The 21,478-nt window shown below is 72.9% G+C and carries 24 protein-coding genes and 1 riboswitch; of the genes, 17 read left to right on the top strand and 7 right to left on the bottom strand.

Annotated features, from left to right (window positions below; genetic code table 11):
- Window positions 1-29 precede the first annotated feature (29 nt).
- Together ACULK2_RS12595 and ACULK2_RS12590 are read left to right on the top strand one after the other, a co-directional pair.
- Window positions 30-1,313, top strand: a complete 1,284-nt coding sequence (locus tag ACULK2_RS12595) for a M18 family aminopeptidase (protein WP_445967569.1) — start codon at window positions 30-32, stop codon at window positions 1,311-1,313.
- A 93-nt stretch (window positions 1,314-1,406) separates the two neighbouring features.
- Window positions 1,407-1,916: a rhodanese-like domain-containing protein gene (locus ACULK2_RS12590; protein WP_445967568.1), complete on the top strand. Its 510-nt coding sequence runs from the start codon at window positions 1,407-1,409 to the stop codon at window positions 1,914-1,916.
- Between the two features lie 52 nt (window positions 1,917-1,968).
- Here the strand turns inward: ACULK2_RS12590 and ACULK2_RS12585 are convergent, their stop codons facing one another.
- The gene (locus ACULK2_RS12585) at window positions 1,969-2,160 is read right to left on the bottom strand and encodes a hypothetical protein (RefSeq protein WP_445967567.1); all 192 of its coding nucleotides are present in this window, start codon (window positions 2,158-2,160) and stop codon (window positions 1,969-1,971) included.
- 64 nt (window positions 2,161-2,224) lie between these two features.
- The gene (locus ACULK2_RS12580) at window positions 2,225-3,598 is read right to left on the bottom strand and encodes an L-serine ammonia-lyase (protein ID WP_445967566.1); all 1,374 of its coding nucleotides are present in this window, start codon (window positions 3,596-3,598) and stop codon (window positions 2,225-2,227) included.
- A gap of 277 nt (window positions 3,599-3,875) precedes the next feature.
- On the opposite strand from ACULK2_RS12580, the gene ACULK2_RS12575 reads away from it, so the two are divergent.
- The 3 genes from ACULK2_RS12575 to ACULK2_RS12565 all read left to right on the top strand — a co-directional run bounded on the left by ACULK2_RS12575 (window position 3,876) and on the right by ACULK2_RS12565 (window position 6,212).
- Window positions 3,876-4,976, top strand: a complete 1,101-nt coding sequence (locus ACULK2_RS12575; RefSeq protein ID WP_445967565.1) for a ThuA domain-containing protein — start codon at window positions 3,876-3,878, stop codon at window positions 4,974-4,976.
- A 102-nt stretch (window positions 4,977-5,078) separates the two neighbouring features.
- Window positions 5,079-5,678, top strand: coding sequence for a GNAT family N-acetyltransferase (locus ACULK2_RS12570; protein WP_445967564.1), 600 nt, complete (start codon window positions 5,079-5,081; stop codon window positions 5,676-5,678).
- A gap of 57 nt (window positions 5,679-5,735) precedes the next feature.
- Window positions 5,736-6,212, top strand: coding sequence for an MmcQ/YjbR family DNA-binding protein (locus ACULK2_RS12565; protein ID WP_445967563.1), 477 nt, complete (start codon window positions 5,736-5,738; stop codon window positions 6,210-6,212).
- On the opposite strand, the gene ACULK2_RS12560 is transcribed toward ACULK2_RS12565, so the two are convergent.
- The 3 genes from ACULK2_RS12560 to ACULK2_RS12550 all read right to left on the bottom strand — a co-directional run bounded on the left by ACULK2_RS12560 (window position 6,187) and on the right by ACULK2_RS12550 (window position 8,826).
- Window positions 6,187-6,687: a CoA-binding protein gene (locus tag ACULK2_RS12560; RefSeq protein ID WP_445967608.1), complete on the bottom strand. Its 501-nt coding sequence runs from the start codon at window positions 6,685-6,687 to the stop codon at window positions 6,187-6,189. The genes ACULK2_RS12565 and ACULK2_RS12560 overlap by 26 nt on opposite strands.
- A 176-nt stretch (window positions 6,688-6,863) precedes the next feature.
- Complete coding sequence (locus ACULK2_RS12555; protein ID WP_445967562.1) at window positions 6,864-8,183, bottom strand: O-acetylhomoserine aminocarboxypropyltransferase/cysteine synthase family protein; 1,320 nt, start codon at window positions 8,181-8,183, stop codon at window positions 6,864-6,866.
- Window positions 8,184-8,262: 79 nt separating this feature from the next.
- Window positions 8,263-8,826, bottom strand: coding sequence for a cysteine hydrolase family protein (locus ACULK2_RS12550; protein ID WP_445967561.1), 564 nt, complete (start codon window positions 8,824-8,826; stop codon window positions 8,263-8,265).
- 234 nt (window positions 8,827-9,060) lie between these two features.
- On the opposite strand from ACULK2_RS12550, the gene ACULK2_RS12545 reads away from it, so the two are divergent.
- The 8 genes from ACULK2_RS12545 (at window position 9,061) to ACULK2_RS12510 (ending at window position 13,967) form a co-directional block, all read left to right on the top strand.
- Window positions 9,061-9,375: an antibiotic biosynthesis monooxygenase family protein gene (locus tag ACULK2_RS12545; RefSeq protein ID WP_445967560.1), complete on the top strand. Its 315-nt coding sequence runs from the start codon at window positions 9,061-9,063 to the stop codon at window positions 9,373-9,375.
- Window positions 9,372-10,037, top strand: a complete 666-nt coding sequence (locus tag ACULK2_RS12540; protein ID WP_445967559.1) for an FAD-dependent oxidoreductase — start codon at window positions 9,372-9,374, stop codon at window positions 10,035-10,037. Before ACULK2_RS12545 ends, ACULK2_RS12540 begins: the two co-directional genes overlap by 4 nt.
- Window positions 10,034-10,546: an FAD-dependent oxidoreductase gene (locus tag ACULK2_RS12535; protein WP_445967558.1), complete on the top strand. Its 513-nt coding sequence runs from the start codon at window positions 10,034-10,036 to the stop codon at window positions 10,544-10,546. Before ACULK2_RS12540 ends, ACULK2_RS12535 begins: the two co-directional genes overlap by 4 nt.
- A 202-nt stretch (window positions 10,547-10,748) precedes the next feature.
- Window positions 10,749-10,815: riboswitch (guanidine-III (ykkC-III) riboswitch) on the top strand.
- Between the two features lie 11 nt (window positions 10,816-10,826).
- Window positions 10,827-11,153: a DMT family transporter gene (locus ACULK2_RS12530; protein WP_445967557.1), complete on the top strand. Its 327-nt coding sequence runs from the start codon at window positions 10,827-10,829 to the stop codon at window positions 11,151-11,153.
- A 129-nt stretch (window positions 11,154-11,282) separates the two neighbouring features.
- On the top strand, window positions 11,283-11,714 hold the full coding sequence (locus tag ACULK2_RS12525; protein WP_445967556.1) for a hypothetical protein: 432 nt from the start codon (window positions 11,283-11,285) through the stop codon (window positions 11,712-11,714).
- Entirely contained in the window at window positions 11,609-11,941 is a 333-nt protein-coding gene (locus tag ACULK2_RS12520; RefSeq protein ID WP_445967607.1) for a helix-turn-helix transcriptional regulator, read from the top strand. The genes ACULK2_RS12525 and ACULK2_RS12520 overlap by 106 nt, the downstream gene beginning before the upstream one ends.
- Window positions 11,938-12,936, top strand: coding sequence for an NAD(P)-dependent alcohol dehydrogenase (locus ACULK2_RS12515; RefSeq protein ID WP_445967555.1), 999 nt, complete (start codon window positions 11,938-11,940; stop codon window positions 12,934-12,936). The genes ACULK2_RS12520 and ACULK2_RS12515 overlap by 4 nt, the downstream gene beginning before the upstream one ends.
- Window positions 12,936-13,967, top strand: a complete 1,032-nt coding sequence (locus tag ACULK2_RS12510; RefSeq protein WP_445967554.1) for an NAD(P)-dependent alcohol dehydrogenase — start codon at window positions 12,936-12,938, stop codon at window positions 13,965-13,967. The genes ACULK2_RS12515 and ACULK2_RS12510 overlap by 1 nt, the downstream gene beginning before the upstream one ends.
- 48 nt (window positions 13,968-14,015) lie before the next feature.
- Here ACULK2_RS12510 and ACULK2_RS12505 read toward each other — a convergent pair whose 3' ends face one another.
- Together ACULK2_RS12505 and ACULK2_RS12500 are read right to left on the bottom strand one after the other, a co-directional pair.
- A complete protein-coding gene (locus ACULK2_RS12505) occupies window positions 14,016-15,068 on the bottom strand; it encodes a YeiH family protein (protein ID WP_445967553.1) in 1,053 nt (350 codons plus the stop codon).
- Window positions 15,065-16,774 (bottom strand): dolichyl-phosphate-mannose--protein mannosyltransferase, encoded by a 1,710-nt coding sequence (locus ACULK2_RS12500; RefSeq protein ID WP_445967552.1) that lies wholly within the window; start codon window positions 16,772-16,774, stop codon window positions 15,065-15,067. The genes ACULK2_RS12505 and ACULK2_RS12500 overlap by 4 nt, the downstream gene beginning before the upstream one ends.
- A 52-nt stretch (window positions 16,775-16,826) precedes the next feature.
- On the opposite strand from ACULK2_RS12500, the gene rsmI reads away from it, so the two are divergent.
- The 4 genes from rsmI (at window position 16,827) to ACULK2_RS12480 (ending at window position 21,469) form a co-directional block, all read left to right on the top strand.
- Window positions 16,827-17,654, top strand: a complete 828-nt coding sequence (rsmI, locus tag ACULK2_RS12495) for a 16S rRNA (cytidine(1402)-2'-O)-methyltransferase (RefSeq protein WP_445967551.1) — start codon at window positions 16,827-16,829, stop codon at window positions 17,652-17,654.
- Window positions 17,655-17,780: 126 nt separating this feature from the next.
- Complete coding sequence (locus ACULK2_RS12490) at window positions 17,781-18,896, top strand: NADP-dependent oxidoreductase (RefSeq protein ID WP_445967550.1); 1,116 nt, start codon at window positions 17,781-17,783, stop codon at window positions 18,894-18,896.
- A 108-nt stretch (window positions 18,897-19,004) separates the two neighbouring features.
- Window positions 19,005-20,570 carry a methionine--tRNA ligase gene (gene metG / locus ACULK2_RS12485; RefSeq protein ID WP_445967549.1) on the top strand — a complete coding sequence of 522 codons (1,566 nt, stop codon included), beginning with the start codon at window positions 19,005-19,007 and terminating at the stop codon, window positions 20,568-20,570.
- Window positions 20,567-21,469: a TatD family hydrolase gene (locus tag ACULK2_RS12480; protein WP_445967548.1), complete on the top strand. Its 903-nt coding sequence runs from the start codon at window positions 20,567-20,569 to the stop codon at window positions 21,467-21,469. The genes metG and ACULK2_RS12480 overlap by 4 nt, the downstream gene beginning before the upstream one ends.
- The last annotated feature ends 9 nt before the right edge of the window (window positions 21,470-21,478 follow it).

The following is a 21,478-nucleotide window of genomic DNA, read 5'->3' as shown; positions in this document are numbered from 1 at the left end:
CATCCGTCGACCTTTGCCAAGATGGAGGGATGGGCACCCCTGACGTCGACGCGTACATCGAGGACTTCACCGCGTTCGTGACGGCATCGCCGTCGTCGTACCACGCGGCCGAGGAGGTCGCCCGGCGGCTCGTGGAGACCGGATTCGAGCGGCTGGACGAACTCGACCAGTGGCCGACGGGTCCGGGGCGTCGCGTGGTCGTCCGCGACGGCGCGGTCATCGCGTGGACGCAGCCCGAGGGCGCCGAGGCGACGATGCCGTTCCGCATCCTCGGCGCGCACACCGACTCGCCCTCCTTCAAGCTCAAGCCGAACCCGTCGAGCGCCGCGGCGGGCCTCGCGCAGGCGAACGTCGAGGTCTACGGCGGTCCGCTGCTGAACTCGTGGCTCGACCGCGAGCTGCGCCTGGCGGGCCGTCTGGCGACGCGCGACGGTGCGACGCACCTCGTCGCGACCGGTCCGCTGCTCCGGATCCCGCAGCTCGCGGTGCACCTCGACCGCGGCGTCAACACCGACGGGCTCACGCTCGACAAGCAGCGGCACGTGCAGCCCGTCTGGGGCGTGGAGACGCTCGGGGACCCTGCCGACATCGTGGCGCACCTCGCGGCGCTCGCGGGCATCGATGCGGAGGAGGTGGCGGGCCACGACGTGCACGTCGTCGATGCGGCCGCTCCCGCGCGCTTCGGCCGGGGTGAGGTGTTCCTCGCGTCGGGCCGGATGGACAACCTCACGTCGGTGCACGCCGGGCTCACCGCCCTCATCGACGCGCCGGCCGATGCCGGGCACATCAGCGTGCTCGCCGCGTTCGACCACGAGGAGCTCGGCTCTGAGTCGCGGTCGGGCGCGAGCGGACCGTTCCTCGAGGACGTGCTCGCGCGCATCGGCGCCGGCCTCGGCGCGGGCGTCGAGGATCGTCGTCGCGCGTTCGCCGGTTCGTGGCACGTCTCGAGCGACGCCGGACACGCCGTGCACCCGAACTACCCCGAGCGGCACGACCCCGTGAACCTTCCGGTGCTCGGCGGCGGGCCGCTGCTGAAGCTCAACGCGAACCAGCGGTACGCGACGGATGCCGCGGGCGCGGCGCTCTGGGCGGCGGCGTGCCGGGCGGCCGGCGTGCCGACCCAGGAGTTCGTCTCGAACAACGCGATCCCGTGCGGCTCGACGATCGGGCCGCTCACCGCGACCCGGCTCGGCATCCGCACGGTCGACGTCGGGCCGCCGCTGCTGTCGATGCACTCCGCCCGCGAGCTCGCGCACGTCGAGGACCTCGCGGCGCTGGGCTCGGCGATCGGGGCGTTCTTCCGCGGCGCCTGAGGCGGGCCCCCCGCCGGCAGTCTGGCGGGATCTTGCGCACGCTCGACCGGATGCGCGCCGGACCGACGCGTGGTCCGGTGCGAGCATCGGAGCATGACGAACGCGATCTCCTCCGTGCCGGCCGCGCCCGCGGCATCCGTCGACGGGCTCTTCGCCCACGTCGCCTCGCCCGAGGACGCCGTCCGCCACTTCCGGGCGCGACTCGGGTTCGAGACCGACGTGTCCGACGTGGCCGGGGCGCTCGCCACATCCGACCCCGGCTTCGTCCTCGTCGACACGCGGAGCGAGGCCGCGTGGGCGGCCGGCCGGATCCCCGGCGCCGTCCACGTGCACGGGCGCCGCATCGCCGACGTCGCCCCTGAGCGCTTCGCGCCGGGGACGCCGGTCGTCGTCTACTGCTGGGGACCGGGCTGCAACGGCGCGACCCGCGCCGCGCTCGCCTTCGCGAGCCTCGGGCACCCGGTGAAGGAGATGCTCGGCGGATTCGAGTACTGGGCGCGCGAGGGCTTCGAGGTCGAGCGCGACGGCGGCCGGGAGCGCCGAACGGTCGACACGCTGACGAACGTGGCGACCGGCGCGCCGGTCATCGAGTGCGCGTGTTAGGGGGACACGGGTACCTCGACGCCGGAACGGCCTCGGGGCGGCCGGGGACGGGTCAGCGGAGCGGGCCGCGTCGCTGCTCGAGCCAGAGCGTGTGCTCGCGAAGTCCGTTGCGCACGGCCGCCTTGATGATCAGGTAGCCGATCCACAGGCTCAGCGCGATGACCGCCAAGTAGATGAGCGAGCCGATGATGAGGGCGGCGGCGCTCAGCCCGCCGAGCGTGCCGGGGTCGAAGTTCGGGTCCACTCGGCTACCTTCGCAGAGTCGGGGCCCGCGCCGGAAGGGACCCATCCGGGGGACACGGCCCGCTTCAGCACTCGATGACGTTCACCGCCAGGCCGCCCTCGCTCGTCTCCTTGTACTTCGACATCATGTCGATGCCGGTCTGGCGCATGGTCTCGATCACGGTGTCGAGCGAGACGACGTGCGTGCCGTCGCCGTGCAGTGCGAGCCGCGCGGCCGAGACCGCGGTCGACGCCGCGATCGCGTTGCGCTCGATGCACGGCACCTGGACGAGACCGGCGACCGGATCGCAGGTGAGGCCGAGGTGGTGCTCCATGGCGATCTCGGCGGCGTTCTCGATCTGCGCCGGGGTGCCGCCGAGCACCGCGCAGAGCGCGCCCGCGGCCATCGCGCAGGCCGAGCCGACCTCGGCCTGGCAGCCGCCCTCGGCGCCGGAGATCGACGCGTTCTTCTTGACCAGGCTCGCGATCGCCGAGGCCGTGAGCAGGTAGCGGCGGATGCCCTCGCGGTCGGCGCCCGGCACGTACTTCAGGTAGTAGTGGCCGACGGCGGGGATGATGCCCGCAGCGCCGTTGGTGGGCGCGGTCACGACGCGGCCGCCTGACGCGTTCTCCTCGTTGACCGCGAGCGCGAACGCGTGCAGCCACTCGGTCGACGTGTCGCGGACGTGCTCGTCGCGGTCGTACTCCTCGAGCCTGCGACGGACCTCGGGCGCGCGTCGCTTGACCCTGAGCCCGCCGGGCAGCGTGCCCTCGGTCGCGAGGCCGTGCGCCACGCACTCCGCCATGGCGTCCCAGATGGCGTCGAGGCCGGCGTCGATGCCCTCCTCGCCGTGCACCGCGACCTCGTTGCGCCAGGAGATGTCGCAGAGGCTGACGCCGTGCTCCTCGCAGAGCGCGAGGAGCTCGGCCGCGGTCGAGTAGGGCAGCGGATGGCGCAGCGCCTCGGCCTGCTCCGGTGCATCGCCGTCGCGTCGGATGAATCCGCCGCCGACCGAGTAGTACGTCTCCTCGGCGATCGGCAGGGCGTCGTCGTCGCCCCATGCCTGCAGCGTGAGCGCGTTCGGGTGGCCCGGGAGCCGCGTGCGCGGCTCGAGCGAGACGTCGGACTGCGACATCCGGATCGGGTGCCGGCCCGCGAGGCGGACCTCGGCGCCGTCGCCGAGGCGCGTCCACGCGCTGCGGACCTCGTCGGGGTCGCAGTCGTGCGGGGCGAGTCCGCCGAGGCCGGCGATCACCGCGTCGGGCGTGCCGTGCCCCAGCCCGGTGGCGCCGAGCGAGCCGTAGAGCGAGCACGTGACGCGGCGCACGCGGTCGAGACGGCCGTCGTCGGCGAGCCCCTCGACGAACACGCGTGCGGCCCGCATGGGTCCGACGGTGTGCGAACTCGAAGGGCCGACGCCGATCGAGAACAGGTCGAGGGCTGAGACGAACGCTGTCACCCCTCAAGGCTACGTCGCAGCACGCGCAGGCATTCGCCGTGGATTCGCAGAATCGTGCACGCGACGCGGGCTCGGTCACCGGAATGCATCGTTCGAAGCATAAACGCGGCTTTTAACGACGCGTAAGCAAAAGCTGAGGGTATGACGTGCAGCTATCAACGTCAATCATTGACAAGCACGCATGGAGGCGAATAGGGTGATCCCGCAATATGTCGCCTGAAGCAACATATTCGTCGCCTCAGGCGCTCGAAGGTCCACTCGAAGGGGAGAACGACCCATGAAGCATCCTGCCAAGCTCGCCGTCACGGGGCTCTGCGCCGCCGGCATCACCCTCACCCTGGGCATCGCGGCCGTGCCCGCCCAGGCCGACGACGACTACGACGTGCTCGTCGTCGGCGAGACCCTCGGGTTCCGCCACTCGCACATCGACGACACGACCAACGCGATCATCGCGCTCGGCGACGAGCACGGCTTCGACGTCGACGTCTGGGACCCGCCCCAGGGGAGCTCGCCCGGCCAGCCCGCGCTGACGCTCCCGAGCTCGCCGTTCACGACCGCCGAGGACCTGTCGAAGTACGCGACGATCATCTTCGCGTCGCCCGTGGACGCCACGAACAACCTCGACCCCAACCGCCCGCGCCTGCTGAACGACACCGAGCTCGCGGCGTTCCAGGGCTACATCCGGGCGGGCGGCGGATACGTCGGGCTGCACGCCGCGACGGACTCCATGCACACGGTGCCCTGGTACAGCGAGCTGACCGGCGGCAGCGCCCGCTTCCGCAACCACCCGGCGCAGCAGACCGCGACCATGCGGGTCGAGAGCCCGACGCACCCGTCGACCGAGATGCTCCCGGCCGAGTGGGTGCGATTCGACGAGTGGTACAACTTCACGACGAACCCGCGTGAGGACGTCCATGTGCTGATCACCCTCGACGAGTCGACGTACAACCCGGGCTTCGGTCGGATGGGCGAGGACCACCCGATCGCGTGGTGCCACAACTTCGAGGGCGGCCGGTCGTGGTACGAGGGCGCGGGGCACACCGACGCCTCGTGGTCCGACCCGCTCTTCCTCAGCCACATCCTCGGCGGGATCGAGTGGACGGCCGGGGTCGTCGAGGGCGGCGGCGACTGCGTGACCTTCGCCGAGGTCGGCGGCGTGCTCGACGGACTCGCCGACGGATCGATGCGCGCGGAGATGCTGGGCAGCGGCGTGGGCGAGTACCTCGCCGACGCGGAGGCCGCGGCCGATGCCGGCGACCACGCGACCGCCACGGCGATCCTGCGCCAGGCCCACGCGAAGGCGCACGGCCTCCAGGACGAGCTCCTCGTGGCGAAGATCGGCGACCTCATCGAATGGCAGGAGGGCCTGACGTCCTGACGTCGCTCGAGCCGACTCGAACGACCGGGGATCAGCAGATCCCCGGTCGTTCGCGTTGCACGTTCGGCCGGGGCACAGGCGGCGGCGCGTAGGCTGGTCCGGATGCCCACGACCGACGCCATTCCGACGTTCCGCACGCCCGGCCCCGACGCCGACGGCGTCGTACTGCGACGCATGCGCGACCACGAGACCCGAGCGGTCGGCCGGCTCGTGCGCGACGCGTACGCCGGCGACTACGCGCTGACGGAGGCGTACCTCGACGAGATCGAGGCCGTCGGCGAGCGTGCGCGCGAGCACGAGGTGTGGGTCGCGGCGGACGCCTCGAGCGGCGAGCTGCTCGGGACCGTGACCGTGCCGCGAGCGGGCCGGCGCATGTCGGCCGTCGCTCGGCACGAGGACGAACTCGACTTCCGGTTCCTCGGCGTCTCGGCGGCCGCGCGCGGGCGCGGCGTCGGCGAGGCCATGGTGCGGCACATCATCGCGCTCGCCGCGGGCCGCGGCATCCGTCGCGTCGTGCTCAACACGGGCGAGCAGATGCGCCCCGCCCGCCGGCTCTACGAGCGCATGGGCTTCGAGCGCCTCGCCGACCGCGAGTTCACGTTCGACCGGCCGGACGGCACGCCCGTGCACATCCTCGCGTACGGGATCGACGTGCCGCGGACGAGCGGCGGCCCGGGCGTCGCGACGGCGCCCGCCGCCTGACCTCGCCCCGGCACGACCTGCCGCGGGCCTGTCGGGGGTGCGGCGTAGTCTCACGGTGTGGCCTCCCTCGACGACCTCAGGCGCATCGCCGTCGAGCTGCCCGGCAGCGAGGAGCGCGCCACGACGGGCGGCGCCGCGTGGTTCGTCCGCGGGCGGCTCTATGCGTGGGAATGCCATCCGTGGCCCAGCATCCCCGCCGATATGCGGGCGATCATCGCGGCCGAGCTGGTGGTCGGGGTGAAGGTCGCCGAGACGGTCGACGCCCTCGCGCTCGTCCAGATGGCGCCCGACGTCTTCCTCCGTACGACCACGGCGTGGGGTGAACCGAAGGTGGCCTTCCGCATGTCGGCGATCGATCGGGGTCACCTCCGCGAACTGGTGACCGAGGCCTGGCACGTGCAGGCTCCGAAGTACCTGCGCGCAGAGTTCGACGACCGTGAGGGCGCCGGCGCGGGTGCGGACGCGGGCGCGGGCGCGGGTGCAGGCGCGGCCGCACGTCGCGATGACCTCAGCGACCGCCGCGACGGCTCGTGATCTGGCCGGTGTCGAAGCCGAGCAGGTGCAGTCCGCCGTGGAAGCGGGCGTGCTCGACCTTGATGCACCGGTCCATGACGACCGTGAGCCCCTGCTCCTCGCCGTAGTACGCCGCCTGCTCGTTCCAGATGCCGAGCTGCACCCAGATCGTCGTCGCGCCCGCGGCGACGACCTCGTCGACGACCGACGGGATGTCGCTGCCGCGCCGGAACACCACGACGATGTCGGGCACCTCGGGGAGGTCCTTCAGGCTCGCGTAGGCGGGCTGGCCGAGGATCTCGGTCTCGTTCGGGTTCACGAAGTAGACGCGGTAGTCGCTCGACTGCTGCAGGTAGGTGCCGACGAAGTAGCTCGACCGCTGCGGCTTCGGCGAGGCGCCGACGATCGCGATCGACTTCGCCGCGTTCAGGATGCGCAGGCGCTGCCTGGCGTCGGGTCCGATCCAGGTGCGCTGCGACGTCAGCAGCTTCGCCAGCGGCGAGCTCGCGGGGAGCTCGCACGAGAGGCCGTTGACGAGGCGAACGGTCGCGACATCGGATGCCACGGCATCCGCCCCGGTCACGGCCGCGGCGGTCTCGGCCGCGGCGGTCTCGGGCGCGGCGGTCTCGGCCGACGCGCCGGCTGCGGAGGCCCCGGTCTCGCTCGCGATGCTCATCGGGCGCCTCCCACGGCGGTCAGAACGCGGTCGCGCGTCGCGGCGGTCACGGCCTGGTCGAGGTCGGCGATGACGTCCTCGACGTCCTCGATGCCGACCGAGAGGCGCACCACGCCGGGCAGCACGCCCGCGTCGAGGAGCTGCTGGTCGGTGAGCTGGGCGTGCGTGGTCGACGCGGGGTGGATGATGAGCGTCTTCGCGTCGCCGATGTTGGCGAGGTGGCTCGCGAGCTCCACCGACTCGATGAGCTTCTGGCCGACCTCGCGGCCACCCTTCACCTCGAAGCTGAACACCGATCCCGGGCCCTTCGGCAGGTACTTCGCGGCGCGCTCGAAGTGCGGGTGGTCGGGCAGGCCCGCCCAGAACACGCGCTCGATGCGCGGGTCGGCGTCGAGCCACTCGGCGACCCGGCGGGCGTTGTCGATGTGGGCCTGGATCCGGTACGGCAGGGTCTCGACGCCCTGGGCGAGGAGGAACGCCGAGTGCGGCGCGAGCGCCGGCCCGATGTCGCGCAGCTGCTCGGCCCGGAGGCGCGTGAGGAACGCGTACTCGCCGAAGTTGCCCGACCACTGCAGGCCCCCGTAGCTCGGCACGGGCTCGCCGAAGAGCGGGAACTTCTCGGAGTGCCAGTCGAACCGGCCCGACTCGACGACGACGCCGCCGAGCGTCGTGCCGTGACCGCCGAGGAACTTCGTCGCCGAGTGCGTGACGAGGTCGGCGCCCCACTCGATCGGCCGGTTGAGGTACGGGGTGGCGATCGTCGAGTCGACGATGAGCGGGATGCCGTGCGCGTGCGCGACGTCGGCGAGGCCCTCCAGGTCGGCGATCTCACCCGACGGGTTCGCGATCGTCTCGACGAAGAGCGTCTTGGTCCGGTCGGTGATGGCCGCGGCGTAGTCGACGGGATCGCTCGAGCGCACGAACGTCGTCTCGACGCCGAAGCGGCGCAGGGTGACGTCGAGCTGCGTGATCGAGCCGCCGTAGAGGTTCGCCGACGCGACGATGTGGTCGCCCGCGCCGACGAGGCTCGCGAACGTGATGTACTGCGCCGACAGGCCCGACGCGGTGGCGACGGCGCCGAGTCCGCCCTCGAGGCTCGCGACGCGCTCCTCGAAGCTCGCGACGGTCGGGTTGGCGAGGCGCGAGTAGATGTTGCCGTACTTCTGCAGGGCGAACCGGGCCGCGGCATCCGCCGTGTCGTCGAAGACGAACGCGCTCGACTGGTAGATCGGGAGCGCGCGGGCGCCCGCCTCGGCGTCGGGGATGTTGCCCGCGTGGATGGCGCGGGTCTTGAAGCCGTATTCGCGGTCTGCCATGGGGACACGGTAGTCCGGTCGGCCGCGCCGTCCGGCCCCTGCCGTAACGCAGGGCAACGGATGCCGCGGCCGCGCTCTCCTACGCGCCGAGCACGTCGTCGGTCGAGACGACCCGGGCGAAGCCGCCGCCGTCGAGGTTGACGGCCGTCGCTCGTGCGAGTTCCTCTGCGGTGAGGCGGATGCCGCCGGGGCCGCTCATCGCGAAGGTGTGCGTGGCGTCGATCGGCAGGACCACGTCGTAGCCGAGGTTGCCCGCCATGCGGGCGGTGGTCTCGACGCACTGGTTGGTCTGGATGCCGCAGATCACGAGCCGACGGATGCCGCGCTCGCCGAGCCACGCGTGCAGGTCGGGCTCGCCGTAGAACGCGGAGTTGACGTGCTTCGTGACGAACAGGTCATGCGGGGCGTCGGCGACGACGGGCTTCAGCGCATTCCCCGGGGTGCCGGCGGCGAGCGGGGAGCCGGGCTCGCGCGAGTCGTGGCGGACGAGCACGATCGGCCGCGAGGCATCCGCCCATGCCTCGACGAGGCGACCGATGTTCGCCTCGGCCCCGGGGTTGTCGCGCTCGCCCCAGTAGTCGGGGTCGTCGAAGCCCTGCTGCACGTCGATCACGATGAGGGCGGCGGTGTCGTCGGAGTCCATGCGACCATCGTCGCGTCGCGGGCGGTCCGTCGCGCCCGGCGCGACTGCCATTCCCCCGCGACCGCCTGCCAACCGCGCGCCGGCCGGGTGATGCTGCTGATGCGGTTCACAGGTAGATCGGCGATCCGCAGGAGGAAATCGTCGATCTGGCCGTGCAGACCGCGGAATCTCCTGTGAAGCGGGCCCGGTCGGCGCGCGGCGCACCGCGGATCGGCGGCGGGTACCGTGGGGCGGGTGATCCTCGAGCACGCCGTCCTGCCCGTCGTCCCCGGCCGCGAGGCCGAGTTCGAGGTCGCCTTCGCCGATGCGAAGGCGATCATCGCCTCGATGCCCGGCTTCGTCGACCTCACGCTGTCGCGTTCGCTCGAGACGGCCCACGAGTACCTGCTGCTCGTGCACTGGGAGCGGCTCGAGGACCACGACCCGGGCTTCCGTGGCTCGCCCGAGTACCAACGATGGCGGGAGCTGCTGCACGGGTTCTACGCGCCGTTCCCGGTGGTCGAGCACTTCCGCGAGGTCGTCTCCATGCCCGCGGAGGGCGCCCGATGAGCGCCGTCACCCGGGTGGAGACGGTCGTCGTCGGCGGCGGCGCGATGGGCGCCGCGACCGCGTGGCAGCTCGCGCGGCGCGGCCGCGACGTCACCCTGCTCGAACGGTACGAGCCCGGCCACCGCAACGGCGCCTCGCACGGCGCGTCGCGCAACTTCAACGTCGCCTATGCCGACCCGACGTACGTGCGGATGCTCGTCGAGGCGCTGCCGCTGTGGCGCGAGCTCGAAGCCGAATCCGGCACGTCGCTGCTCGAGCTCGTGGGCGTCGCGAACCATGGCCCGGCTCGGCAGTTCGACGCCGTGCACGCGGCACTCGCCGCCGCCGGAATCCCCGCCGAGTTCCTGCCCGTCGAGGAGGCCGGGCGCCGCTGGCCCGGCATCCGCTTCGACACTCGCGTGCTGTTCAACGAGCGGGCGGGGCGGGTCGACGCGGATGCCACGATCTCGGCGCTGCACGCGACGGCGGCCGCCGACGGCGCCGACGTGCGGCACCTCACGCGGGCCACGCGGATCGAGGTCGTCGGCGACGATCGAGTGCGCGTGGCATCCGTCACGGACGCAGGAGCCGATGAGGTGTTCGAGGCGCGCACGGCGGTCGTGACGCTCGGCGCCTGGACCACGACGTTCATCGGCCTGCTCGGCTGCCGCGGCTCGTCGTGACGCAGGAGCAGCCGGCGCACTTCGCCGTGCGCGACGAGTCGGTCGCGTGGCCGAGCTACAACCACTTCCCGGGTGCGGAGGCGGACGGCTACGGCTACTGGCGCTCGCCGGTGTACGGGATGCTGACGCCCGGCGAGGGCGTGAAGGCCGGATGGCACGGTGTCGGGCCCGTCGTCGATCCGGATGCGCGCGACTTCCTGCCGGTCGCCGACCAGCTCGCCGACCTGCAGCGCTACGCGCGCGACTGGCTGCCGGGCGTCGACGCCGACGCCGTGACGCCGATCAGCTGCACGTACACGACGACGCCCGACGAGCACTTCGTGCTCGACCGCGTCGGACCGATCGTCGTGGGTGCGGGCTTCTCGGGGCACGGCTTCAAGTTCACGCCCGTGGTCGGCCGGATCCTCGCGGACCTCGCCGACGGCTCGCGGCCGGCGCCCGCGCTGTTCGCCGCCGACCGCGCGATCGCGGCGGACGCCGGGTCGCCGACCGGCCTCGCCGGCCGCTGAGCCGCGCTCGTCGCGGCATTCCGCCGGCCCGCGGCATTCGCGTGCGGCGGTATGCGCTGGCCCCACGGCCTGCAGGAAATGCCGCGATCTGCAGGACTGATTCGCGAATCGCGGCCTGCGCATCGTCGGATCTCCTGTAGACCGGGTGTGCGGCATCCGCTCACCTGCACAGGGCGTGATCAGGCCGGCTTGCTAGCCTCAGGGGAGGTCGCGTGAGGCGGCCCCGGACGAGGGAACCCAGTACCCGGAACGCGACAAGACTGGCCGAAGGAGTGCCGTCATGTCGTGGATCGTCCTCATCCTCTCCGGTGTGCTCGAGGCCGTGTGGGCCACCGCCCTCGGGAAGTCCGAGGGCTTCGCGAAGCTCTGGCCGTCGGTCGTGTTCGGCGTCGCGCTCCTCCTGAGCATGGGCGGGCTCGCCTGGGCGATGCGCGGCATCCCCGTCGGCACGGCGTACGCGGTGTGGGTCGGCATCGGTGCGGCGCTCACGGTGATCTGGGCGATGGTCACGGGTGAGACGGATGTCTCGTGGGCCCGCCTCGCGCTGATCGCCGGGCTCGTGGGCTGCGTCGTGGGCCTGAAGCTCGTCGACGGCGGCGGCCACTAGCCCGCCCGCGCACGAAGGGTGCCGAGCGGCGCACCCCGCGCCATCCGGTGTGTAAAGAATGCTTGACACGATGTCCAGAATGGTTGACACTGAGCATGTCAAACATTCTTCACATCGGAGGACCCCCGGATGTCGTACGAAGAGAAGGGCACGTGGTCGTTCCTCGTGGTCGCGATCGTGACCTACGGGGTGTACCTGTGGCTCGTGCTCGGGCAGCTCGCCGCGGGTACGCCCGTCGAGCAGGCCGACTACGCGATCCCGATGCTGTGGACCATCGGCGGCGCGATCGTGCTCGGCATCGTCGCGCGCATCGCCATCGAGATCGTCACGCCGAGCGAGAGCCGCCGCGCCGACGTCCGCGACAAGCAGATCGACCGCGCCGGCGAACAGGTCGGCAACTCGCTCGTCGTGATCGCGGCCATCGGCGCGCTCGTGCTGGCGATGCTCCAGGTGCACTGGTTCTGGATCGCGAACGCGATCTACCTCGGCTTCGTGCTCTCCGCGGTGCTCGCGAGCCTCGCGAAGCTCGGGATGTACCGTCGAGGGCTGCCCGAATGGTGAAGCCGACCCGGGTCACGAACGACATCCGGACCCTCCGTTTCCGGCACGGCGAGATGACGCAGGCCGAGCTCGCGGAGCGGCTCGGCGTCACTCGCCAGACCGTCATCGCCATCGAGCAGGGCCGCTACTCGCCCTCGCTCGAGATGGCCTTCCAGATCGCTCGAGTGTTCGGGGTCCCGCTCGACGACGTGTTCCAGTACCCCCATGAGGAGGTGTCGGCATCATGAGGATCGCCGCCTATCACCGGTACGGTGCCCCCGAGGTCGTCGGGGTCGAGGAACGAGCGCGGCCGGAGCCGGGCCCGGGCGAGGTGCGCGTGGTCGTCCACGCGGCGTCGGTCGGGGCAGCGGATGCCGCGGGGCGGTCGGGTTCGCCCTGGTTCGCCAGGCTCGCCTTCGGGTTGCGTCGCCCGCGCAACGCGGTGCTCGGGTCGGACTTCGCCGGCGTCGTCGACGCGATCGGCGAGGGCGTGACCCGCTTCGCCGTCGGCGACCGCGTGTTCGGGGCGACGGGCGCCGACGGCGGCGCCCACGCCGAGGCGGTCGTCGTGGCGGAGCGCGGGGCGATCGTCCCGCTGCCCGACGGCCTGTCGGTCGAGTCGGCCGTCGCGATCTGCGACGGGGCGATGACGGCACTGCCGTTCCTCCGCGAGGGCGGGCGCGTGCGGCCGGGCATGCGCGTGCTCGTCAACGGCGCCTCGGGTGCCGTCGGGTCTGCCGCGGTGCAGCTCGCCGTGCAGTCCGGCGCCGAGGTCACGGCGGTCTGCGGTCCGGCGCACGTCGAGCTCGCGGCATCCCTCGGTGCCGCTCGCGTCATCGACCGCACGCGAGACGACGCGTTCAGCGCCGGGGCGCCCGGCGCCCCGTTCGACGTCGTGTTCGACGCAGCCGGGAAGTCGAGCTTCCGCCGGGCCCGGCGGGTGCTCACCGCGCACGGCCGCTACCTGACCACCGTGCCGAGCTGGGCGATCATGCTCCAGCAGCTGACGTCACGGCTCGGCCGGCGCCGCGCCGTCATCATGTTCACCGGGCTCCGCTCCGCCGAGGCGAAGCGACCCGACCTCGAGGAGCTCGCCGCGCTCGCCGTGTCGGGCGCGTTCACGCCGGTCGTCGACCGGGTGCTGCCGCTCGGCGCCGTCGCCGAGGCGCACCGCATCGTCGACACCGGCCACAAGACCGGCACCGTCGTCGTCACGCCCGTGCCCGAGTACCAGGAGGCGTGATGCGCGCGGTCATCCAGAACGGGTACGGCGGGCCCGAGGTCCTCGCCGTCGCCGACCTGCCCGAGCCGGGCGCACCCGGCCCGGGCCGGGTCGCGATCGAGGTGCATGCTGCGGGCGTGCACGCGGGCGACGTGTGGATCATGCGCGGCGAGCCGTTGCTGGTCCGCGCGGCGTTCGGCCGGAAGCGGCCCAGGCAGCCGATCGTCGGGCGGGATGTCGCGGGCGTCGTCACCGCGATCGGCGACGGCGTCACGGCCCTCGCGGTCGGCGACCGGGTGTTCGCCGAGTCCGAGGCCGGCTTCGCCGAGACCGTCGTCGTCGACGCGCGGTTCGTGCGGCGCGCGCCCGCGAACCTCGACGACGTGCACGCCGCCGTCATGCCGGTCTCGGGGACGACTGCGCTCCAGGCGCTCCGGCTCGCGGGCGTCGGGCGGGGTGATCGCGTGCTCGTGATCGGCGCGTCGGGCGGCGTCGGAACCTACGCCGTGCAGCTCGCGGTCGCGCTCGGCGCGACGGTCACGGGTGTCGCGAGCGCGGCGAAGGCCGACCACGTGCGCGCCGCGGGAGCGAGCCGCGTCATCGACCATCGGACCGAGGACGTGACGGCCGACGGCGCGACCTACGATGTCGTGATCGACCTCGTCGCCGCGCAGTCGATCGGCGCGCTGACGCGCATCCTCGCGCCGCGGGGCACGCTCGTCCTGTCGGCCGGCACCGGCTCGCGCACGCTCGGACCGCTGCCGCGCATGGCCGCCGCGGTGTTCCGGTCGCCGTTCACGCGACGACGCCTGAAGCCGCTCGCGGCCCGGCGGAGCGGCGACGACCTCGACGAACTGCGCGCGCACGCCGAGGCGGGTCGCGTGCGGCCCGTCGTCGACGAGGTGTTCCCGCTCGACCGGGCGCCCGAGGCGTTCGCGCGACTGGCGTCGGGCTCGGTTCGCGGCAAGGTCGCGATCCGGGTGCGCGGCGACGATGGCCGGGCGGATGCCGCGGCCCGCGCGGATGCGGACGCCGGCACCGATCGCAGCTGACCGGCGGCGGGCGGCGTCGAGCCGAGCTGACCGGCCGCCGGCCGCGCCTCAGCCGAGCAGCACCGCCCCGTAGGCGAGCGCCGCGACGAGCACCCACGACGCCAGCCCCGTGACGAGCGCGCGCCATCCGGTGTGCAGCAGGGTCGCGACGCGGATCGACGCGCCGAGCGCGAAGAGCGCCATCGCGAGGAGCGTCGTCTGCACGAGATCGGCCGCCTCGAGCACGGCCCCGGGCACGGGCACGAAGGTGCGGACGAGCACCGCGATGAGGAAGCCCACGATGAACAGCGGAACGATCGCGGGTCGCGGGCCCGCGGCATCCGTCGACCGTCGCCGCTCGACGCCCGCGGCGATCGCGACCATGGGCGCGAGCAGCAGGACGCGGGTGAGCTTGACGACGACCGCCACGGCGAGCGCCGACGCGCCAGCGATCTGGGCGGTCGCGACGACCTGACCGACGTCGTGCACGCCGGCGCCGACCCAGTGCCCGAACTGCGTCGCCGACAGGCCGAGCGGGTGCCAGAGGGCGGGCAGCACAGCGATGGCGAGCGTGCCGCACAGCGTCACGAGCGCCACCGGGCGCGCCTGCTCGCCGTCGCGCGCCCGCACGGTGGCGGCCATCGCGCCGATCGCCGACGCGCCGCAGATCGCGAACCCGCTGGCGACGAGGAGCGGCTCGTGCCCGGGCAGGCGCATCACGCGGCCGAGCGCGATCGTGCCGAAGAAGGTGAGGCCGACGACGGCGACGGTCGTGGCGATCGTGATCCAGCCGAGTCCGGCGATGTCGGCGAGGCTGAGCTTCAGGCCGAGCAGCACGATGCCGATGCGGAGCAGCGTCCGCGCCGAGAGGGCGAGGCCGGGTCGGAGTGCACCGTCGAGCGCCGGCCGCAGCGCCGGAACCTGGCCTGCGACGATGCCCGCCGCGACGGCGACCGTGAGGAGCGGCACGGCCGGGACCGCGAGGTGGACGAGCCACGCGAACGCGGCGGCCGCCGCGGCGACGACGAGGCCCGGCGTCCGCTCCCGCCATCGACGGCCGGCCGCGACCGGCGTGCCGTCGTGGGGCGCGCCCAGTCCGTCGCCGTCGCCCCGGTCGCTCATCCCCACCCCGGCAACCAGAAGTGCAACTGCCGGAAGTCGGGCGTCACGGGCATCGCCGTCCAGAGCGGCAGGAAGAAGAGCGACACGGCGAGCGCGACCCCGAGGAACACCGCGACCGTCCCGATTCCCTGCTGGCGCCGCCACCGCGGATCGTCCGGCCGGCCGAGCACGAGCCCGATGACCGCGGCGAGCGCGAGCAGCAGGTACGGCTCGTAGGCGATCGTGTAGAACTGGAACACCGTGCGGTTCAGGTAGATGAGCCACGGGAGGTACCCGGCGGCGATGCCGACGAGGATCGCGCCCGACGTCCACTCGCGGTAGTGGGCGAACCGGTAGACGAGGTAGACGGCCGCGAGCGTCGCCGCCCACCAGATGATGGGGTTCGGGATGCCCATGATCGAGGACCAGCACTCGGCCTGGCCGCATCCTCCCGAGCCGTCGGTCGTCGACGCGAAGTACATGTTCGTCGGGCGCCAGGCGATCGGCCAGGTCAGCGGGTTCGCCTGCCACGGATGGGGCGACGCGACGCCCACGTGGTAGCCGTAGGCGGCCTGGTGGTAGTGCCACAGGCTCTGCAGCGAGTGCGGCACCCACGACCAGAACCCGGTCGCCGCGTTGCCCGGCTCGCCGGCCCAGCCGCGGTAGTACCCGCCGTCGGTGACGAGCCACCCGGTCCACGAGGCGAGGTAGACGAGGCCGGCGACGGGCACGAGGAGGAGGAAGGTCGCGGGCGCCTGCTTGAGCAGCGTGCCCTCGACCCAGAAGCCGAGGCCAGCCCGGCGGCGCGCCATCGCGTCGACGAGCACGAGATAGAGGCCGAACGCGGCGATGAAGTACAGCCCCGACCACTTCACCGCGGTCGCGGCGCCGAAGGCGACCCCCGCGGCGACCACCCAGGGCCGCGCCCAGATCACCGGCCCCCAGTGCGGGTCGCCGCCGTCCGCGCGGAGCGCGGCGATCCGCTCGCGCAGCCGCGACTCGGTCGCCGCCCGGTCGAGCAGGACGAACCAGAACCCGATCAGGCAGAACAGCATGACCCAGTTGTCGAGGAGTGCGACGCGGCTCATCACGATCGCGTTGCCGTCGATCGCGAGCAGGAACCCCGCGATCACGGCGACGAGCGTCGAACGGAAGAGCCGCCGCCCGACCATCGCCATGACGAAGACCGCGACGGTGCCCGCGAGCGCCGTCGACGCGCGCCACCAGAACGCGCTGTCGGCGCCGAAGAGCGCCATGCCGAGCCCGATCATCCACTTGCCGAGCGGCGGATGGACGACGTACGCCGGGTCGTCGGAGAACACCTCGGTGTCGCCGCGCGCGAAGTCCTCGTTCGCGCCCTCCGGCCACGCCGACTCGTAGCCGTTCGCGAGGAGCGTCCACGCGTCCTTCACGTAGTACGTCTCGTCGAAGACGACCGCCTGCGGGTGCCCGAGGTTCCAGAAGCGCAGCACGGCGGCGAGCAGCGTGACCGCGATCGGGCCCCCCCACATCCACAGCGCGCGGCGGCGCGGCGTGCGCAGCAGGTGCGCCCACCACGCGTCGAGGCGCGTGCCGACGGCCTGACGGGGCGCGGCCGACGGGGCGACGGATGCCGCGGGCTCGCCCGAGGCCCTCCGCGACGCGTCGTCGGGGCCGCCCGCGTCCTCATCGGGCGGGGGCTCCCCGTGCCCGTCGCGCGCGCCCGCGTCGACCCCGTGGAGACCCATGCGCTCCACTGTAACCGCGCGCCCCGCGGCGCCCGTGCGTCAGACTGGACCGGTGATCATCCTCGCGGCGACGCCCATCGGCAACCTCGGCGACGCGTCGACGCGGCTCCGGCAGGCGCTCGAGGACGCCGACCTCGTGGCCTCGGAGGACACGCGCGTGACGCAGCGCCTGCTCGCGGCTCTCGGGATCGCGAACCGGCCACGTCTCATCGCCCTGCACGAGCACAACGAGCGCGCCCGCGCGGGCGACCTCGTCGAGCTCGCGCGCGACGGCGACCTGCTCGTGCTGAGCGACGCCGGCATGCCGACGGTGTCGGACCCCGGCTTCCCGCTCGTGCAGGCCGCCGTCGCCGCGGGCGTCGACGTCACCGCCATCCCCGGGCCGAGCGCCGTCGTCACCGCGCTCGCCGTGTCGGGGCTGCCGACCGACCGGTTCGCGTTCGAGGGCTTCCTGCCGCGCAAGGCGGGGGAGCGCGCGCGGCGTCTCGCCGAACTCGCGGGCGACCGTCGCACGCTCGTCTTCTTCGAGGCGCCGTCGCGCCTGGCGGCGAGCCTCGCTGCGCTCGCCGAGGCGTTCGGCCGCGACCGGCCCGCTGCGGTGTGCCGCGAGCTCACGAAGCTGCACGAGGAGGTCCGCCGTGGGCCGCTCGACGAGCTGTCGGCGTGGGCCGAGGGCGGCGTCCGCGGCGAGATCTGCGTCGTGGTCGGCGGGGCGGCCGAGGCGCCCGTCGCCGATGCCGACGAGGCCGTCTCGCGGGTCGTCGCGCTCGCGGCATCCGGCACCCGGTTGAAGGACGCCGCGGCGCTCGTCGCCGGCGAGACCGGGCTCGGCAAGCGCGACCTCTACGAGGCGGCGCTCGCAGCCCGCTCCGGTCGCTGAGCGGCAGATGCGCCCGACAGGACTTCGATGCATTCGCATGCATCGAAGTCACAGGTCGTTCCCATGCGGCTCACACCCACCGGGCGCACGCTAAAGGCATCGGTCACACCACGGGGGGTGGGAACCATGGGCAAGGCAGTCAGGTTCGGGCGGTTCGGCGGGCCCGAGGTCCTGGAGGTCGTCGACGTCGAGACCCCGCGACCCGGTCCCGGCGAAGTGCTCGTCGAGGTCTTCGCGAGCGGGATCTCGCCCGTCGAGACGGCCGTGCGCAGCGGAGACCACCAGGATCGATGGCCGGTCGAGTTCCCCTCCGGCCAGGGGCGGGACCTCGCCGGCGTCGTCGACGCGGTCGGCGAGGGCGTGACGCGGTTCCGCCGGGGCGACGAGGTGATGGGGTACGTCGCGCGCGGCGCGCAGTCCACCCACGTGGCGGTGCCCGAGTCGCAGCTCATCCCGAAGCCGGTCTCCCTGTCATGGGAGGTCGCGGGCTCGCTGTACGTCGCGGGGACGACCGCCCTCGGCGCGGTCGACGGTCTGAATCTCGGCCCGCGCGACCTCGTCGTCGTGACCGCGGCCGCCGGGGGCATCGGGTGCCTCGCCGCGCAGCTCGCGAGAGCGCGCGGCGCCGCGGTGATCGGCACGACCGCCGAGTCGCGGTTCGACTTCGTGCGGCAGTTCGGCATCGAGCCGCTCGCGTACGGCCCGGACCTCGCCGAGCGAGTCCGGAAGATCACCGATCGCCCTGTCACGGCGTTCCTCGACTTCCTGGGCGGGCAGGTCGCGGAGGCCGCCGAGCTCGGCCTCCCGGCGTCGCGCGTGTTCACCACGACCGACTGGGGCGCCGTCGAGGACCACGACGCCGTGAAGCTCTGGGCCGGCGACACCATCGCGCTCAGCCGCATCGCGCAGCTCGCCGCCGACCGCCAGGTGCGGCTGCCGATCGCCGACGTGTTCCCGCTCGCCGACATCGCCGACGCCTATCGTCAGCTGGATCACCGCGACTCGGCGGGGAAGATCGTGATCGGCATGAAGATGGTCGACTACCCGGGGCAGAAGATCCGGCCCGCCGGGCGGCTGCGCGAGCAGGACCTCACGATCGGTGTGGCGACCCCCCACGAGCGCATGCAGGTGGAGGAGCAGGTCCCGCCCGTGATCGCCGACGGTCGGGCGCGGCAGCGGCGCGCGGACGCCCATGCGAGGCTCGACCCCGTCGCGACGGACAGCGGCACGGACGCCGCCTGAGCCCCGCCGCCCGGGCCTCGCCGACGCGCGGCGGGGCCGGCCGGCGGCGGCCGGCGGCGCCATTCGCCCCGGCGTAGCGGGCGCCCGCGCGCCCGTAGGATTGTCGGCATGGCCGACGCCTCCTCGTTCTACATCACGACCCCCATCTTCTACGTCAACGACGTGCCCCACATCGGGCACGCGTACACGGAGGTGGCCGCCGACGTGCTCGCGCGGTGGAACCGCCAGGCGGGGCGCGACACGTGGATGCTCACCGGCACCGACGAGCACGGCCAGAAGATCCTCCGCACCGCGACCGCGAACGGCGTGAGCCCGCAGGAGTGGGCCGACAAGCTCGTCGCCGAGGCGTGGAAGCCGCTCCTCGACACCGTCGACGTCGCGAACGACGACTTCATCCGCACGACCGACGAGCGCCACGAGCGCAACGTGCAGCGGTTCCTGCAGAAGCTCTACGACGAGGGCCACATCTACACCGGCGAGTACGAGGGCTACTACTGCGTCGGCTGCGAGGAGTACAAGCAGCAGTCCGAGCTGGTCGACGGCACGGGGGAGTACGAGGGGCAGCTCGTCTGCGCCATCCACTCCAAGCCGGTCGAGCTGCTGCACGAGAAGAACTACTTCTTCCGCATGTCGGCGTTCGCCGACCGGCTCCTCGCCCTCTACGAGGAGCGCCCGGACTTCGTGCAGCCCGAGTCGGCGCGCAACGAGGTCGTGAGCTTCGTGCGCCGCGGGCTCGACGACCTGTCGATCTCGCGGTCGACGTTCGACTGGGGCGTGAAGGTCCCGTGGGACGAGACGCACGTCGTCTACGTCTGGTTCGACGCGCTCCTCAACTACATCACGGCGGTCGGCTACGGCGAGGACGACGAGCAGTTCGGCAGCCGCTGGCCGGCGCAGCACCTCGTCGGCAAGGACATCCTGCGCTTCCACGCCGTGATCTGGCCCGCGATGCTCATGGCCGCCGGCCTCGAGGTGCCCGCGGGCGTGTTCGGCCACGGCTGGCTGCTCGTCGGCGGCGAGAAGATGTCGAAGTCGAAGCTCACGGGCATCGCGCCGTCGCAGATCACCGACACGTTCGGGTCCGACGCGTTCCGCTACTACTTCCTCTCGGCGATCTCGTTCGGCCAGGACGGATCGTTCTCGTGGGAGGACCTCGCGGCGCGCTACCAGGCCGAGCTCGCGAACGGCTTCGGCAACCTCGCCTCGCGCGTCATCGCGATGATCGGCCGGTACTGCGGCGGCACCGTGCCCACGGGCACCGACGCGGCCCGGACCGAGGCCGACGACGCGATCCGGCGCATCGAGGCCGAGGCGACGGATGCCGCGTGGCAGGCGATCGACCGCCTCCAGATCCACGAGGCGATCGCCGCCACGTGGAAGCTCGTCGACGCCCTGAACGGCTACATCACCGAACAGGAGCCGTGGGTCCTCGCGAAGGACGAGACGAAGCGCGCGCGCCTCGAGGCCGTGCTCGAGACCGCCTACCACGGCGTCGGCACGCTCGCCGTGCTGCTCTCGCCGGTGCTGCCGAAGGCCACCGAGAAGCTCTGGACCGCGCTCGGCGCGCCCGGCACCGTCCAGGAGCAGCCCATCGACCGCGCCCACCAGTGGAGCGTCGGGACGCAGACCGCCGCGCTCGAGCCGCTGTTCCCGCGCGTGGAGGCGACCGAGTGACGGCTGGGGCCGACCACCTGCGCACCCGCTCCGACGGTGGGCGTGCCGCCGAGTACCCGCCGTCGCCCGAGCCGCTCCGCGTCCCCGTCTACGACAACCACACGCACCTCGAGATCGCCGACGGGGCGCTGCCGCTCACGGCCCACGAGCACCTCGAGCGTGCAGCGTCCGTCGGCGTGGCCGGTGCGGTGCAGGTCGGCACGGATGTCGCGACGAGCCGCTGGTCGGCCGAGATCGCCGCGCGCGAGCCGCGCCTGCTGGCCGCCGTGGCGCTGCACCCGAACGAGGCGCCCGAGCTCGACGGGCGTGGTGAGCTCGACGCGGCACTCGCCGTGATCGACGAGCTCGCGGCGCAGCCGCGCGTGCGGGCCGTCGGCGAGACCGGGCTCGACTTCTACCGAACGGGCGAGGACGGCCGCGAGGCGCAGTTCCGGTCGTTCGAGGCGCACATCGACATCGCGAAGCGCCACGGCATCGCCCTGCAGATCCACGACCGCGACGCGCACGACGACGTCGTGGCGACGCTGCGCCGCGTCGGTGCGCCCGAGACGACGATCTTCCACTGCTTCTCCGGCGGTGAGGACCTCGCGCGGCTCGCCGGCGACGCCGGCTGGTACTGCTCGTTCGCGGGAAACGTCACGTTCAAGAACGCCGAGACCCTGCGCGAGGCGCTGCGGGTCGTGCCGCGGGACCGGATCCTGGTCGAGACCGACGCGCCGTACCTCACGCCCGTGCCGCTCCGCGGTCGGCCGAACGCGCCGTACCTCGTGCCGCACACCATGCGCTTCATGGCCGACCTGCTCGCCGCCGACCTCGACGAGCTGTGCGCACAGGTCGCCGCGAACACCGAGCGCGCGTACGGCTCATGGGCCGACGGCCTCGCGGCGGGTTCGCCGTGACGCGGCGCG

It is taken from the genome of Agromyces molybdatiresistens (assembly GCF_052748445.2).
Note: the sequence above shows the minus strand (reverse complement) of the source record. Positions and strands in the feature narration are given on the sequence as shown.